The sequence below is a fragment of the Streptomyces sp. NPDC107575 genome (genome assembly GCF_055657265.1).
Map to the genome: position 1 here is coordinate 1 of NZ_JBVKBG010000009.1, position 14,554 is coordinate 14,554.

The 14,554-nt window shown below is 70.9% G+C and carries 12 protein-coding genes; 3 read left to right on the top strand and 9 right to left on the bottom strand.

Annotated features, from left to right (window positions below; translation table 11 throughout):
- On the top strand, positions 1-258 hold a 258-nt coding region (locus ACZ7L4_RS36185; protein ID WP_472109249.1), incomplete at its 5' end, for a hypothetical protein.
- Positions 259-453: 195 nt separating this feature from the next.
- Here the strand turns inward: ACZ7L4_RS36185 and ACZ7L4_RS36190 are convergent.
- Positions 454-1,461, bottom strand: a complete 1,008-nt coding sequence (locus ACZ7L4_RS36190; RefSeq protein WP_472109250.1) for a stage II sporulation protein M — start codon at positions 1,459-1,461, stop codon at positions 454-456.
- 105 nt (positions 1,462-1,566) lie between these two features.
- Between ACZ7L4_RS36190 and ACZ7L4_RS36195 the strand changes: the two genes are divergently transcribed.
- Complete coding sequence (locus tag ACZ7L4_RS36195) at positions 1,567-2,532, top strand: RDD family protein (protein WP_472109252.1); 966 nt, start codon at positions 1,567-1,569, stop codon at positions 2,530-2,532.
- Between the two features lie 13 nt (positions 2,533-2,545).
- Here the strand turns inward: ACZ7L4_RS36195 and ACZ7L4_RS36200 are convergent, their stop codons facing one another.
- Both ACZ7L4_RS36200 and ahcY read right to left on the bottom strand, forming a co-directional pair.
- Positions 2,546-3,160 (bottom strand): hypothetical protein, encoded by a 615-nt coding sequence (locus tag ACZ7L4_RS36200; RefSeq protein WP_472109254.1) that lies wholly within the window; start codon positions 3,158-3,160, stop codon positions 2,546-2,548.
- Positions 3,161-3,340: 180 nt separating this feature from the next.
- Positions 3,341-4,804 (bottom strand): adenosylhomocysteinase, encoded by a 1,464-nt coding sequence (gene ahcY, locus ACZ7L4_RS36205; protein ID WP_422407643.1) that lies wholly within the window; start codon positions 4,802-4,804, stop codon positions 3,341-3,343.
- A 449-nt stretch (positions 4,805-5,253) separates the two neighbouring features.
- On the opposite strand from ahcY, the gene ACZ7L4_RS36210 reads away from it, so the two are divergent.
- Positions 5,254-7,377, top strand: a complete 2,124-nt coding sequence (locus tag ACZ7L4_RS36210) for a fructose-specific PTS transporter subunit EIIC (protein WP_472109256.1) — start codon at positions 5,254-5,256, stop codon at positions 7,375-7,377.
- A gap of 76 nt (positions 7,378-7,453) precedes the next feature.
- Here the strand turns inward: ACZ7L4_RS36210 and ACZ7L4_RS36215 are convergent, their stop codons facing one another.
- The 6 genes from ACZ7L4_RS36215 to ACZ7L4_RS36240 all read right to left on the bottom strand — a co-directional run bounded on the left by ACZ7L4_RS36215 (position 7,454) and on the right by ACZ7L4_RS36240 (position 14,547).
- Complete coding sequence (locus ACZ7L4_RS36215) at positions 7,454-8,431, bottom strand: cation diffusion facilitator family transporter (RefSeq protein WP_472109258.1); 978 nt, start codon at positions 8,429-8,431, stop codon at positions 7,454-7,456.
- Positions 8,432-8,519: 88 nt separating this feature from the next.
- Positions 8,520-9,671, bottom strand: a complete 1,152-nt coding sequence (gene manA, locus ACZ7L4_RS36220) for a mannose-6-phosphate isomerase, class I (RefSeq protein WP_472109260.1) — start codon at positions 9,669-9,671, stop codon at positions 8,520-8,522.
- Between the two features lie 77 nt (positions 9,672-9,748).
- Positions 9,749-10,876, bottom strand: a complete 1,128-nt coding sequence (locus tag ACZ7L4_RS36225; protein ID WP_472109262.1) for an SIS domain-containing protein — start codon at positions 10,874-10,876, stop codon at positions 9,749-9,751.
- Between the two features lie 37 nt (positions 10,877-10,913).
- Positions 10,914-11,084 (bottom strand): Trm112 family protein, encoded by a 171-nt coding sequence (locus ACZ7L4_RS36230; protein ID WP_266710935.1) that lies wholly within the window; start codon positions 11,082-11,084, stop codon positions 10,914-10,916.
- Positions 11,085-11,413: 329 nt separating this feature from the next.
- On the bottom strand, positions 11,414-12,781 hold the full coding sequence (locus tag ACZ7L4_RS36235; protein WP_472109264.1) for a phosphomannomutase/phosphoglucomutase: 1,368 nt from the start codon (positions 12,779-12,781) through the stop codon (positions 11,414-11,416).
- Positions 12,782-12,930: 149 nt separating this feature from the next.
- Positions 12,931-14,547 carry an L-lactate permease gene (locus ACZ7L4_RS36240; protein ID WP_472109266.1) on the bottom strand — a complete coding sequence of 539 codons (1,617 nt, stop codon included), beginning with the start codon at positions 14,545-14,547 and terminating at the stop codon, positions 12,931-12,933.
- Positions 14,548-14,554 lie beyond the last annotated feature (7 nt).

Consider the following 14,554-nt stretch of genomic DNA (forward strand, 5'->3'; position numbering starts at 1 on the left):
CTGATGCTGGAGACGGGGTATCAACAAATTTTGGCGTTGATTTTTGGCACGCTGTTGAGTTCTCAAGGAACGGACGCTTCCTTTGTACTCACCCTTGCGGGCTTTCCTCCGGGCGCTTCCCTTCGGTATTTCGTGTTTCCAACTCTACCAGATCCGTTTTCCGTTCCGTTTCCGGTTCGGATTTCATTTCCGGTGGCCGTTGGAGGGCCTTTGCCTTTCGGCGATTCCGACTTTATCAGAAGTTTTGGGCCGGGCTGACCGGCTCAGGGTTTCCGATTAATCGGGAGGGGCTTCTCGAAGAATTGAATTTCGTGAAGCGCGCTAGATGCTAGCCGTTGCAATCGAACCTGTCTAGTTCGGGGCAACTGTTCGAATCTACCTCCCCGGTCTGGCCGTGTCAACGGTCTTTCCGGGGTGTTGAGGAGACTAGCAGGTCAGCGGGGCGCACGCACATCAGGCGGCAGTGGGCAGAAGCGCGCTGCGCTCGTCCGCGTCCACGTCGCCCGTCTCCCCTTCACGTACCGCTCGGCCACCGAGCACGTAGACGTACGTGAGGAAGGCCAGTTCTGCCGCGATGCCGATGCCGATGCGGGCCCAGGTCGGGAGGCCCGAGGGGGTGACGAAGCCTTCGATGGCGCCAGAGATGAAGAGGACGAGGGCCAGGCCGATGGCCATGCCGAGGGCCGCGCGCGCCTCTTCGGCCAGGGCTGTCCTTCGGGAACGGGGGCCCGGGTCGATCACCGTCCACCCGAGGCGGAGGCCGGTCCCGGCGGCCACGAAGACCGCGGTCAGCTCCAGCAGGCCGTGCGGGAGGATCAGCCCCAGGAAGGTGTCGAGGCGGCCGACGGAGGCCATCAGGCCGATGCCCACACCTACGTTGAGCATGTTCTGGAAGAGGATCCACAGGACCGGAAGGCCCAGGAAGACGCCCAGAACCAGGCACATGGCGGCGGCCTGCGCGTTGTTCGTCCAGACCTGGGCGGCGAACGAGGCTGCCGGGTGGCTCGAGTAGTACGTCTCGTACTGGCCGCCGGGGCGGGTCATCTCGCGGAGCTCGGAGGGGGCCGCGATGGAGGCCTGGACGTCGGGGTGGGTGCCGATCCACCAGCCGATCAGGGCGGCTATCGCGGTCGAGAGCAGTGCGGTGGGTACCCACCAGTGGCGCGCCCTGTAGACCGCTGCAGGGAAACCATGGGTGAGGAAGCGGGTCACATCGCGCCATGAGGCGCGGCGGGTGCCTGTTACGGCACTACGCGCGCGTGCCACGAGTTGAGTGAGGCGGCCGATCACCCGGGGGTCCGGTGCGCTCGACTGGATGAGCGAGAGGTGGGTGGCGGTGCGCTGGTACAGGGTCACCAGTTCGTCCGCCTCCGTGCCGGTGAGCCGGCGTCGGCGGCGCAGCAGGGCGTCCAGGCGGTCCCACTCGGCCCGGTGGGCGGACACGAAGACGTCGAGGTCCATCCGGTCTGCTGCTCCTCGCTTTCCGGCACCTGTACGGCGCGATGGTCCTTCAGCTTGGCAGACTGGCGGTTATTGGGGCAGCTCGTTGAAGGGTGGGTGGCCGGCGTGAGTGAGCTGGTGACGGGTGAGGCGGTGGCGCTGGAGCTGCGGCCCGCGAAGTTGCCGAGTCGGGCGCTTGCCGTGCTCATCGACCTGGCGGTGGCGTTCGCCGTCTATATCGCGGTGACCATGGCGTTCGCGGCTGCGACCGCCTCGCTCGACGACGCCGCGGTCGCGGCCGTCGCGGTGGCGACGTTTCTGTTGGTGCTGGTCGGGATTCCGATCGCCGTGGAGACGTTGAGCCATGGGCGGTCGCTGGGGAAGCTCGCGTGCGGGCTGCGCGTCGTGCGGGACGACGGCGGGCCGATCCGGTTCCGGCATGCGCTCGTGCGGGGGGCCGTCGGGGTCGTGGAGATCATCATGACCTTTGGCGTCGTGGCCTGCATCGCTTCGCTCGTGTCCGCGCGGGGTCGGCGGGTCGGGGACGTGTTCGCGGGGACCCTTGTCGTACGGGAGAGGGTGCCGACGGGGCAGTTGGCGTTCGTGCCTCCTCCCCCGCCGTGGCTGGTCGGGAGGTTCGCCGAGCTGGATCTGTCGGCCGTGCCGGAGGGGCTGTGGCTCGCAGTGCGGCAGTACCTGACGCGGATGGGGCAGTTGGATCCGCAGGTCGGGTGGGGGATGGCCGAGCGGCTGGCGGGTGAGGTCGCCGCGCACACCGGGGCGCCGGTGCCGAGTGACATGCCGCCCGCCGCGTATCTGGCGGCTGTGACGCACGAGCGGCAGTCGCGGGAGGCCCAGCGGGCGTTCGGGGCGGGCGCCGCCGCGGGTGGTCAGGCTGCTTCGCCCGTGGCCGGTGCGGCTTCCGGGCCGTACGGCGGATATCCGGAGGCCGCGCGGCCCGTGCCGCCCACGGTTCCGGCCGCTCCTCCCGTTGCTCCGGCTCCCGCTCCTTCGTCCGGTCCGGCCGAGAATCCTCCGGCCGGGTCCGGGAGTTCGGACGGGCCGGCCACCGGGTTCGTGCCGCCGGCCTGAGTCGGCGGCAGTGTCAGCGGAACACCGACGGCGGGTTCTCCAGGTCCTCCAGCTCGAGGCCGGGGGCCGCGAGGACCACGTCGCCGCTGATGTGGACTGAGTGCTGCTCCCCCGTGTCCAGGGCTGTGACCTGGTATTCGTCCACGGTCAGGGGTCCGCTGTCAGTGGCGTGTGCTTCGCTGTTCAGCAGGGTCCAGGACTGGTCCACGGTGAGTGGTGCGAGGACGGGGTCCGTCAGGGCGACGAGGCGGACCCGGGTCGAGGGGGAAGCGGGGGTGAGACCGAGCAGACGTGCGGTGGCGATGAGGAACGCGGGGGAGGTTCCCGTGAACGCGTGCGCGGGAGCGTTTCCTTCGGTGGCGTGAGTGCCCGTCGGGTCGGTGCGGACCCATGTGACGCCGTCAATGGCGGCACCTCTCACCTGCCAGCTCGCCGCGTTCAGTTCGAGGCGGATGGGGCGGCCGAGTTCGTCGAGGGCGAGGTCGATCGAGCCGGCATGGTCGCCGGAGGGGGTGGTCCGTTGCGCTACATAGCGCCAGCCGGAGGGGCCGGGCGCGCACTGGAAGTGTTCTTCGCCGAGGGGGGTGTGATCGTGCGGATCGTGGAGCGAATAACGGCCGCGGGGCATGGCGTTCGTGGGGTCCTCTGTCTGGCCTGGTGACGGCCGCCGTCGCGTACGAGGCGGGCGGGCGTCGAAGGGCGTGTCCACCGTAGCCAGCGGTGTGGGCGGACACGGGACAGGCCCCCGACACGGGGGTGCGGGGGCCTGTCCTGCGAGGCGGTCGGCCGACGGGCGGCCGGCGCGTGCTCAGTAGCGGTAGTGGTCCGGCTTGTACGGGCCCTCGACCTCGACGCCGATGTACGAGGCCTGCTCCGGGCGGAGCGTCGTCAGCTTCACGCCGAGCGAGTCCAGGTGGAGGCGGGCGACCTTCTCGTCCAGGTGCTTGGGCAGCACGTACACGCCGGTCGGGTACTCGGACTGCTTGGTGAAGAGCTCGATCTGGGCCAGCGTCTGGTCCGCGAACGAGTTGGACATCACGAAGGACGGGTGGCCCGTCGCGTTGCCCAGGTTCAGCAGGCGGCCCTCGGACAGCACGATGATGACCTTGCCGTCGGGGAACGTCCAGGTGTGGACCTGCGGCTTGACCTCGTCCTTGACGATGCCGTCGATCTTCGCCAGGCCGGCCATGTCGATCTCGTTGTCGAAGTGGCCGATGTTCCCGACGATGGCCTGGTGCTTCATCTTGGCCATGTCGCTGGCCATGATGATGTCCTTGTTGCCCGTCGTCGTGACGAAGATGTCGACCTTGTCGACGACCTCGTCGAGCGTCGTGACCTGGAAGCCGTCCATGGCCGCCTGCAGCGCGCAGATCGGGTCGACCTCGGTGACGATCACGCGGGCGCCCTGGCCGCGCAGCGACTCCGCGCAGCCCTTGCCCACGTCGCCGTAGCCGCAGACCAGGGCGGTCTTGCCGCCGATGAGGACGTCCGTGGCGCGGTTGATGCCGTCGACGAGCGAGTGGCGGCAGCCGTACTTGTTGTCGAACTTCGACTTGGTCACGGCGTCGTTCACGTTGATCGCCGGGAACAGGAGGACGCCGTCGCGCTGCATCTCGTACAGGCGGTGGACGCCGGTCGTGGTCTCCTCGGTGACGCCGCGGATCTCGGAGGAGAGCTGGGTCCACTTCTGCGAACCGTTCGAAATCGTGCGGTTCAGGAGCTGGAGGATGACGCGGTGCTCGTCGGACTCGGCGGTGTCGACCGAGGGGACCTTGCCGTCCTTCTCGTACTCGACGCCCTTGTGGACGAGGAGGGTGGCGTCACCGCCGTCGTCGAGGATCATGTTCGGGCCGCCGGTGGGCGTGTTCGGCCAGGTCAGGGCCTGCTCCGTGCACCACCAGTACTCCTCCAGGGTCTCGCCCTTCCAGGCGAAGACCGGGATGCCCTGGGGGTTGTCCGGCGTGCCGTTCGGACCGACGGCGATGGCCGCGGCGGCGTGGTCCTGCGTGGAGAAGATGTTGCAGGAGGCCCAGCGGACCTCGGCGCCGAGCGCGACGAGGGTCTCGATGAGGACGGCGGTCTGGACCGTCATGTGGAGGGAGCCGGTGACGCGGGCGCCCGCGAGGGGCTGGGCCGCGGCGTACTCCTTGCGGATCGCCATGAGGCCGGGCATCTCGTGCTCGGCGAGGGTGATCTCCTTGCGGCCGAAGGCGGCGAGGGAGAGGTCGGCGACCTTGAAGTCCTGGTCCTGTCGGTTGGCGACAGAAGTCATAAGTGAGCTGCTCCTCGGTGCTGTTGCAGTCGGTCGAGGTGGGCTGAGGCGCCTGCCCGCGATACGGGTGGTGCGCGCATGGCTGACCTGCGGCGTCCTGGGACACAAGTGTCCCCTGGTCGTTCGCAGCGCAGTCCGTCGGAGGCCCTCTCTCCCTCGGGTCGACCCGGCGTGCGGGCCGCCCGACCGCCATCAGCAGCGACGTCTGGCTCGGTACAAAGCTACACCGATCGGCCCAGCCGAACCCACCCCGCCTCTCGATCCGGTCGGGCGAGTTCCGGATCGGCCCGCGTCGGAAGGAGATCCGCAGCGAGAACAGGGATACATGACTACGGACTACCTGATACAGGACCTTTGAACTGTCGGGCCTGTGCGTATGTGTTGCACCATGCTGGGGGAGCCGCAAAGATTTGCGCGCTCTTGCACGGAACGCTTGAAGGAGACCCCACGTGACCAGTCCGGCCGACCCCCACGCGGGCGGAGGGGCCGTCGAGCAGCAGAAGAAGTTGAGGCTGCTCGCGGTGACCGCATGTCCGACCGGCATCGCGCACACCTACATGGCGGCGGAGAAGCTGCAGCAGGCAGCGGACGCCGCAGGCATCGACATGAAGGTGGAGACGCAAGGGTCCATCGGGGCCGAGAACGTCCTCACCGACAACGATGTCAAAAACGCCGACGGCATCATCATCGCCGCCGACAAGGACGTCGACCGCGCCCGGTTCGCCGGGAAGCGGGTGCTGTCGGTCGGCGTGTCGGAGGGCATCAGCCACCCCGAGCAGTTGATCGAGCGGGTCCAGAGCGCGCCCGTGGCCGGCTCTGCGGGCGGCGGGGCGCAGGAGGCCGCGGCGTCCGGCGGCAAGGAGCGCAGCGCGGCGTACAAGGCGCTGATGAACGGTGTCAGCTTCATGATCCCGTTCGTCGTGGTCGGCGGTCTGCTGATCGCGGTGTCGCTGGCGATCGGCGGGCATGCGACGCCGGACGGGATCCAGATCCCCAAGGACACGTTCTGGTTCAACGTCAACGCGCTCGGCACGCTCGGCTTCAAGCTGATGCTGCCGATCTTCTCCGGCTACATCGCCTTCGCGCTCGGTGACCGCCCCGCACTCGTGCCGGGCATGATCGGCGGCTTCCTCGCCGCCGACGCCAGCATCTACGGCTCCGACGCCAACGCCGGTTTCCTCGGCGCCATCGTGACCGGTTTCCTCGCGGGCTATCTCGTGCTCGCGATCCGGAAGATCAAGGTCCCGAAGGCCATCCAGCCGATCATGCCGATCATCGTGGTGCCCATCGCGTCCACGCTGGCCGTCGGCCTCGCCTTCATCTACATCCTCGGCGGGCCGATCTCCTGGGTGTTCACGCATCTCACCGACTTCCTCGGCGGGATGACCGGGTCGAGCGCGGTGCTGCTCGGCGCGCTGATCGGTCTGATGATCGCGTTCGACATGGGCGGCCCGGTCAACAAGACCGCGTTCCTGTTCGCCGTCGGTCTGATCGGGACGAACAACGCCGTCATGGGTATGGCCGCCGCGGCCATCCCGGTGATGCCGCTCGGCCAGGGCCTGGCCACGATGATCCGCCGCAAGCTCTATACGCAGCAGGAACAGGAAGCCGGTATCGCGGCACTGTTCATGGGCTGTTTCGGCATCTCGGAGGGTGCCATCCCGTTCGCGGCGGCGCGTCCGGCGCAGGTCATCCCGGCGAACATGCTGGGCGGCGCGGTCGCCGGTGCCATCGCCGGTCTCGCGGGTGTCGAGGACTCGGTGCCGCACGGCGGTCCGATCGTCGCGGTGTTCGGTGCGATCAGCGGTCTCGCCTGGTTCTTCATCGCGATCGTCGCGGGCACGGCGGTCACCGCCGTGACGACGAACGCGCTCATCGGCGTCAGCAACCGGCGTGCCGCCGCCAAGCAGGCCGCGGCCGACTCCGCCGAAGGCAAGGCCGACGAGGCCGCCCTGGCCGGTGCCACTCCGGCCGTCGCCGCCGAGAGCGCGCCCGAGCCGGCGCACGCCACCGCCTCGGTCGCCTCCGCGTCCGCCTCCGGCTCGCTCCAAGCGGCCACGGCGACCGCCACCGCCGCCGGTACGGCCGAGGCCGATGCGGCAGCGGACCAGGACCCCGAGGTCCTCTCCGGCTACCTCACCGACCGGACGGTGAAGGTGCAGCTGGACGCGCAGGACAAGGAGGCGGCGATCCGCGAGCTGGCGGGCCTCGCCGCCGCCACCGGCAAGGTCGCCGACGCGGAGGAGCTCGTGCAGACCGCGCTGCGCCGCGAGGAGCAGGGCACGACCGGGCTCGGCGAGGAGATCGCCATCCCGCACGCCAAGACGGACGCGGTGACCGCCCCGGTCGTCTGCTTCGCGCGGTCCGCCGAGGGCATCGAGTGGGGTTCGCTCGACGGCACGAAGGCCAGGCTGGTCTTCATGATCTCGGTGCCGGAGGCCGCGGCGGGCGACGAGCACCTGCGGATCCTGGCGCTCCTGTCGCGCAAGCTGATGGACACGGACTTCCGGGCGCGGCTCCAGGCCGCGCCGGACGAGGCCGCGATCCTCGAGGTGCTCGCCGAGGTGCAGTAGCCGAACGGCTCTCTACGTAGAGGGGCCCTACCGAGATTCTCGGTAGGGCCCCTCTACGTAGACGTGAAAAACGCGCTCAGTGCTCCGCGCTCGGGGTCGGGCCGCCGGGGCGGGCCTCCGGGTCGGAGCCCTTCGCGGCCTCGGACTCGCTGTAGATGTCGGGCTCGAGGTAGATCACGCGGGCGATCGGGACGGCGGCGCGGATGCGGGCCTCGGCATCGTCTATGGCGCGGGCGACCTCGGCGGCCGTGTCGTCGTGCTGCACGGCGATCTTCGCGGCGACGAGGAGTTCCTCGGGGCCCAGGTGCAGCGTGCGCATGTGGATCAGGCCGGTGACGGTGTCGCCGTCGACGACGGCCTTCTCGATCTTCGCGACCTCGTCGGCGCCGGCGGCCTCGCCGAGCAGCAGCGACTTGGTCTCCAGGGCGAGGACGACCGCGATGGCGATGAGCAGGATGCCGATGCAGAGCGTGCCGATGCCGTCCCAGACGGCGTCACCGGTGGCGAGGGTCAGGCCGACGCCGCCGAGCGCGAGGATCAGACCGATGAGCGCGCCGAAGTCCTCCAGGAGGACGACCGGCAGCTCGGGCGCCTTGGCGCGCTTGATGAACTGGCCCCACGTGAGCTTCCCGCGCAGCGCGTTGGACTCCTTGATGGCCGTGCGGAAGGAGAAGCCCTCGGCGATGATCGCGAAGACGAGCACGCCGACCGGCCAGTACCAGTGCTCCAGGTCGTGCGGGTGGCTGATCTTCTCGTAGCCCTCGTAGACGGCGAACATGCCACCGACGGAGAAGAGCACGATCGACACCAGGAAGGCGTAGATGTAGCGCTCGCGGCCGTAGCCGAAGGGGTGTTGGGGGGTGGCCTCGCGCTGCGCCTTCTTGCCGCCGAGCAGCAGCAGGAACTGGTTGCCGGAGTCGGCGAGCGAGTGGACCGACTCGGCGAGCATCGACGAGGAGCCACTGAAGAGGAACGCCACGAATTTCGCTACCGCGATCGCTAGGTTGGCGGCCAGCGCCGCCACGATCGCCTTGGCTCCGCCTGAAGCACTCATGTCGTTCCTGGTGTCCCTTCGAGGTTCTACGTATTACGTCCCGTGCGCGGTGGGTCATTGTTGCAGCACGGGACGCCTCGCATGCCTCTCAGGCCACAACGGTCGCCCGGAAAAGCGTGCCGGAACCGGACACATTGACCTTTTCGCCCGCCGGGACGAAGGCCGACTCGCCGGGCGCGAGCGCGAGCTCGCCGGCCCGGACGGTGCCCGCCGTGCACAGCAGGATCTGCGGCGTCGCGGCCGTCAGGTCGTGGTCCGCGCCGCCCTCGGGCAGGACGAAGCGCGAGAGGCGGAACTCGTCGATGGGGATGTCGTAGACCTCTTCGCCGTTCGGGGAGGCTTCGGGGCGCAGCACGCCCGCGTCGGTGGCCTCGAAGCGGACGATGCGCAGGAGTTCGGGCACGTCGACGTGCTTGGGGGTGAGCCCGCAGCGCAGCACGTTGTCGGAGTTGGCCATGATCTCGACGCCGAGGCCGTCGAGGTAGGCGTGCGGGACGCCGGCGCCGAGGAACAGGGCCTCGCCGGGCTGCAGTTGGACGTGGTTGAGCAGCATCGCCGCGATGACGCCCGGGTCGCCCGGGTAGTGGTGGGCGATGCCCGCGTACGGCTCGTAGGCGCCGCCGATGCGCTGGGCGGCGGCCGTGGCCTCGGTGACGGTGCGCTCCATGTCGGCGGGGTCCGCGCTCAGTACGGCGGTCAGGACCTCGCGCAGCGCCGCCTCCTCGGGGTGGGCGCGCAGCAGATCGGCGTATGGCTTGAGGCTGTCGACGCCGAGGCCTTCGAGGAGCTTCGCGGCCTCCTCGGGGTCACGGAAGCCGCACAAGCCGTCGAACGGCGTCAGGGCGCAGATCAGTTCGGGCTTGTGGTTGGCGTCCTTGTAGTTGCGGTGCGGGGCGTCGATCGGGACGCCCCGCTTCTCCTCGTCCTCGTAACCCTCCTTCGCCTGCTGGAGGTTGGGGTGCACCTGGAGGGAGAGGGGCGCGCCCGCGGCGAGCAGCTTGAGGAGGAACGGGAGGCGGGGGCCGAACTTCTCGACCGCCGCGGCGCCCAGTTCGTCGGCCGGGTGCGCGTCGATGACCTCGTTCAGCGGGCCGCGCTCGGTGCGCGAGGGGGCGCCGGGGTGGGCTCCCATCCACATCTCCGCCTGCGGCTCGCCGGTCGGCTCCGCGCCGATGAGCTGCGGGATGGCGGTGGTGGAGCCCCAGGCGTAGGGGCGGACGGTGTTGGTGAGGCGGTCCATGAGGGGTTCTTTCGGTACGCGGTCCAGGGCGGGGCGGCCGGGCGCCGTCGGCCGGCCGGGGAAAGGGTCGGTCCGGGTCAGGCCCGCGAGGCGAGGCCCAGGTAAACGGCGGCGAAATCCGTGACGGCGATCAGCTCCGCGAGGGTCTCCAGGTCGCTGCCCTCCTCCGGCTCCAGCTCGCTGATGGCGATGTCGTGCGAGAGCGCGAGTTCGCGGGCGGCGGGCGCGGCGGTGAGGCCGCCCGCGGGCCGGTCGCGCAGCAGGACGACGCGGGCGCGCATCGTCTGGACCTCCTCGACGCGGTCGCGGAAGAAGTCGTCGGGGTCGGCGCCCGCGGCCAGGTCGCCGGTGAGGAGCGCTCCGTGGGCCGGCATCGCCTCGGGCAGGTCCGCGGCGAGCGCGGCGCGTCCGGCGAGCTCGGCGAGGGCGGCGGCGAAGCGGCGGCCCGCCGGGCCCGCGGCGGCGCCCTCGGTCCAGATCAGCGGGAGCGCCTCGGCGAGCTCGGCGGCGAGGGTCTTGGCCGGGTTGCTGTACGTGGCGATGGCCGGGCCGCAGCGCTCGGCGACCTGGTCGAGGCGGTCGGCGACCTTTTCGAGCGTCTCCGGCTCGGCCGTGAGCAGACCGGTGCGGTCGAGCAGCGCGAGGAGGGGCGTGAGCAGCGCCCAGAGTGCGCCGGGCGCGGAAGCGGCCGCCGGTTCGTCCTGCTCGTACGGGGCGGTGGCCATCGGTACGAGGAGGCCGTGCGCCCGGGAGACCGCCTCGGTCAGCGGGGCGCCGGAGGGGCAGACCGCGACGGCGGTGACGCCGCGCCGGTACGCCTGCTCCACGAGGAGCGAGAGGCTCGGCTCCGTGCCGTCCGGCGTGGCGATCAGGAGGAGGTCGACCGAGCCCGCCCAGCCCGGCAGCTCCCAGCGCAGCGCGCCCGAGGCGGGGGCCACGCCGGTGGAGCGCAGGCGGACGACCGGGCAGGCGGCGCCCGCCAGGCGTCCGACGAAGTCGGCGACACCGGCGGCGGCCGTGCCGGGGCCCGCGATCAGGACGGCGCGGGGGCGGCCGTCGGGCTTCAGCTCGGCGATGCCGGCCTCGGCCGCGTGCCGGGCCGCCGTGCGGACGCGGGCGCCGGCCTCTGCGGCGCCGCGCAGCAGGCCGCGGCGGTCGGCCCTGGCCAGCTCGTCCGGGTCGTCCAGGAGCGTTTCGTCGAACATGGCGTCGGGCCTCCTGCGGGCGGCGTCTTTTCGGGGGTTACGCGGGGCGGCGCGCCTCGTCGATCAGGAGGACGGGGATGCCGTCGCGGACCGGGTAGGCCAGGCCGCAGTCCTTGCCGGTGCAGATCAGCTCGGCGTCGGCCTCCTTGAGCGGGGCGTGGCAGGCCGGGCAGGCGAGGATCTCCAGGAGGCCGGCTTCGAGCGGCATGGTTTCCCTCCGGGGGGTGTGGGGTTCGGGTGCGCTGCACCGCGTGCGGTGGCCGGATGGCCGGCCGGGGTGCGGCGCTGGTCACCAGCCTACCGGCGGGGGCGGTGGCGTGGGCGGGGCCGTGGCCTCCGGCGGGGGTGCGGCGCTCCGGAGGTCGGCCTTGGTGGCGGATTGCCCCGGGCGGCGCGAGCCTGGGCCCATCCGGGCTTGACGCCGCGGGGCTCCGCCCCGGACCCCGCGCCTCAATCGCCGGCGGGGCTGGAAAAGATCGGGGCTCTGCCCCGGACCCCGCTGCTCAATCGCCGCAGGGGCTTGATTGGCCGGGGGCCTCAGGCGCGGATGATCGACAAGGCCTCGTCCCGGATCTTTTCCATCGTTGACGTGTCGCGGGCCTCCGTGTTCAGGCGCAGCAGCGGTTCCGTGTTGGACGGGCGGACGTTGAACCACCAGTCGGTCGCCGTGACCGTCAGGCCGTCGAGCTCGTCCGTCGTGATGCCCTCGCGGTCCGCGTACGCCGCCTTGATCGCGGCGAGGCGGTCGGTCTGGTCGGCGACCGTGGAGTTGATCTCGCCGGAGGCCGCGTAGCGGTCGTAGGCGGCGACCAGGGAGGACAGGGGGCCTTCCTGGCCGCCGAGGGCCGCGAGGACGTGGAGGGCCGCCAGCATGCCCGTGTCGGCGTTCCAGAACTCGCGGAAGTAGTAGTGCGCGGAGTGCTCACCGCCGAAGATCGCGCCGGTGGTGGCCATCTCCTGCTTGATGAAGGAGTGGCCCACGCGCGTGCGCACGGGCGTGCCGCCGTTCTCCTTCACGACCTCCGGCACGGTCCAGGAGGTGATCAGGTTGTGGATGATCGTGCCCGAGCCGCCGTTGCGCGCGAGTTCGCGGGCGGCGACGAGGGCGGTGATCGCGGACGGGGACACCGGGTCGCCGTTCTCGTCCACCACGAAGCAGCGGTCCGCGTCGCCGTCGAAGGCGAGGCCGAGGTCGGCACCCTCGGCACGCACGCGTGCCTGGAGGTCCACGATGTTCGCCGGGTCCAGCGGGTTCGCCTCGTGGTTCGGGAACGTGCCGTCCAGCTCGAAGTACATCGGCACGACGTCCAGCGGCAGGCCGTCGAGGACGGTCGGCACCGTGTGCCCGCCCATGCCGTTGCCCGCGTCCACCACGACCTTCAGCGGGCGGATCGCGGTCAGGTCGACCAGTCCGCGCAGGTGCGCCGCGTAGTCCCGCAGCGTGTCCCGACGGGTGACGGTGCCGGGCGTGGCGGCCGGCTCCGAGGCGCCCGAGGCGCTCCACTCCTCGGCCAGGCGGCGGATCTCCGCGAGACCGGTGTCCTGCCCGACCGGCGCGGCGCCCGCGCGGCACATCTTGATGCCGTTGTACTGCGCCGGGTTGTGCGAGGCCGTGAACATGGCGCCGGGCAGGTCGAGCGCGCCCGACGCGTAGTACAGCTGGTCCGTCGAGCACAGGCCGATCTCGGTGACGTCGGCGCCGAGGGCGGCGGCCCCGCGCGCGAACGCCCCCGTCAGGCCGGGCGACGAGGGCCGCATGTCGTGGCCCACGACGATCGCGTCGGCGCCGGTCACCCGCACGAACGCGGCACCGAACAGCGCGGCGAGCTCCTCGTCCCACTGGTCCGGGACCACCCCACGCACGTCGTACGCCTTAACGATCTGCGACAGATCAGCAGCAGCCACGGTCTGCCCAGCCCTCCTGGAGTCCTGCACGGACCCACAAAGTACCTGGCCGCACCGACAACGGATCGTGAACCCCTCATTCCTCCCGAGGAACCCGCCCGCCCGCATCCTCACTGGTCACAGCAGTACCAAGCGAAACCCGCCCTCGCTCACGGCAGCATCCACGACAGCACGGCCGTGCTCTGCCCCCACACGATCAGACACATCACCAGGAGCAGGCCGAGGCTCCACGGCAGCACCTTGCGCAGCAGGTCGCCCTCCCGGCCCGCGAGGCCGACCGCCGCGCAGGCGATCGTCAGGTTCTGCGGCGAGATCATCTTGCCGAGGACGCCACCGGAGCTGTTCGCCGCGGCGAGGAGGTCCGGCGGCAGGCCCGACTGCTGCGCGGCCGTCACCTGGAGGGCGCCGAAGAGCGCGTTGGCCGAGGTGTCGGAGCCGGAGACGGCGACGCCGAACCAGCCGAGGACGGGCGACAGGAAGGCGAGCCCGGCGCCCGCGGCCGCCACGAAGTGCCCGATGGTGGCGGCCTGTCCGGAGAGGTTCATGACGTACGCGAGGGCCAGCACGCTCGTCACCGTCAGGATCGCGAACCGCAGTTCGTGCACGGTGGCGAACCACTCGCGCAGCGCGTCGCGCGCGTGCACGCCGATGACGACCGCGGTGAAGAGTCCCGCGATCAGGACGAGCGTGCCGCCGGTGGAGAAGATCGGCAGCGTGAAGATGTTGCCGCCCACCGGCTTGCCGCTCGGGTCGGCGACATTCAGGAAGGGCCAGTCGAAGACCCAGTTGGCCTTGGCGAGCCAGTCCTTGATGGCGGGGATCTGCGCCAGGGAGAAGATCACGACGATGAGCGCGTACGGCGCGTAGGCCCGCAGCACCTCGGGCCGCGCGTCCTCCTCGTCCAGGTCCTCACTGCGTACGCCGGTCAGGACCGCGGCGCGGACGGGCTCGGCGGCCGGCCTGCGCGCGTGCGGCACCGCGACGAGGGCGCCCGCGCCCACCAGGGCGGCGCCGATGTCGGCGAGTTGGGCGGACACGTAGTTGGAGGCCACGAACTGGGCGACGGCGAAGGCGAATCCGCATGCGAGGGCGGGCACCCAGGTCTCGCGCAGGCCCCGCTTGCCGTCCACCAGGCCGACGAGCACGAGCGGCACCACAAGGGCCAGCAGCGGCGTCTGACGGCCCACCACGGAGGCGACGGCGTCCAGCGGAAGGCCCGTGACCTGAGCCAGCGTCACGACCGGCGTGCCCATGGCGCCGAAGGCGACGGGTGCCGTGTTGGCGACGAGCGCCACGACCGCGGCCTTCACGGGGTCGAAGCCGAGCGCGACCAGCATCACCGAGCAGATGGCGACCGGCGCCCCGAACCCGGCGAGCGCCTCCAGGAGCGCGCCGAAGCAGAACGCGACGACGAGCGCCTGGATGCGCGGATCGTCGGAGAGCCGCCCGAAGGAGCGGCGCAGGATGTCGAAGTGCCGGGTGCGCACCGTCATCCGGTACACCCACAGGGCGTTGACGACGATCCACATGATGGGGAAGAGCCCGAAGACCGCGCCCTGCGCGGCGCTGGAGACGGTCTGCCCCAGGGGCATGTCGTACGCGAGCCAGCCGACGGCGGCTGCCACGGCGAGACCGATCAGGCCCGCCCGGTGCGCCTTCATGCGCACGGCGCCGAGCAGGACGAGGACGGTCACGAGCGGCAGGGCCGCGACGAGGGCGGACAGGCCGAGCGAGCCGCCTACGGGCTCCAATTGCTGGACGAACACGATTTCG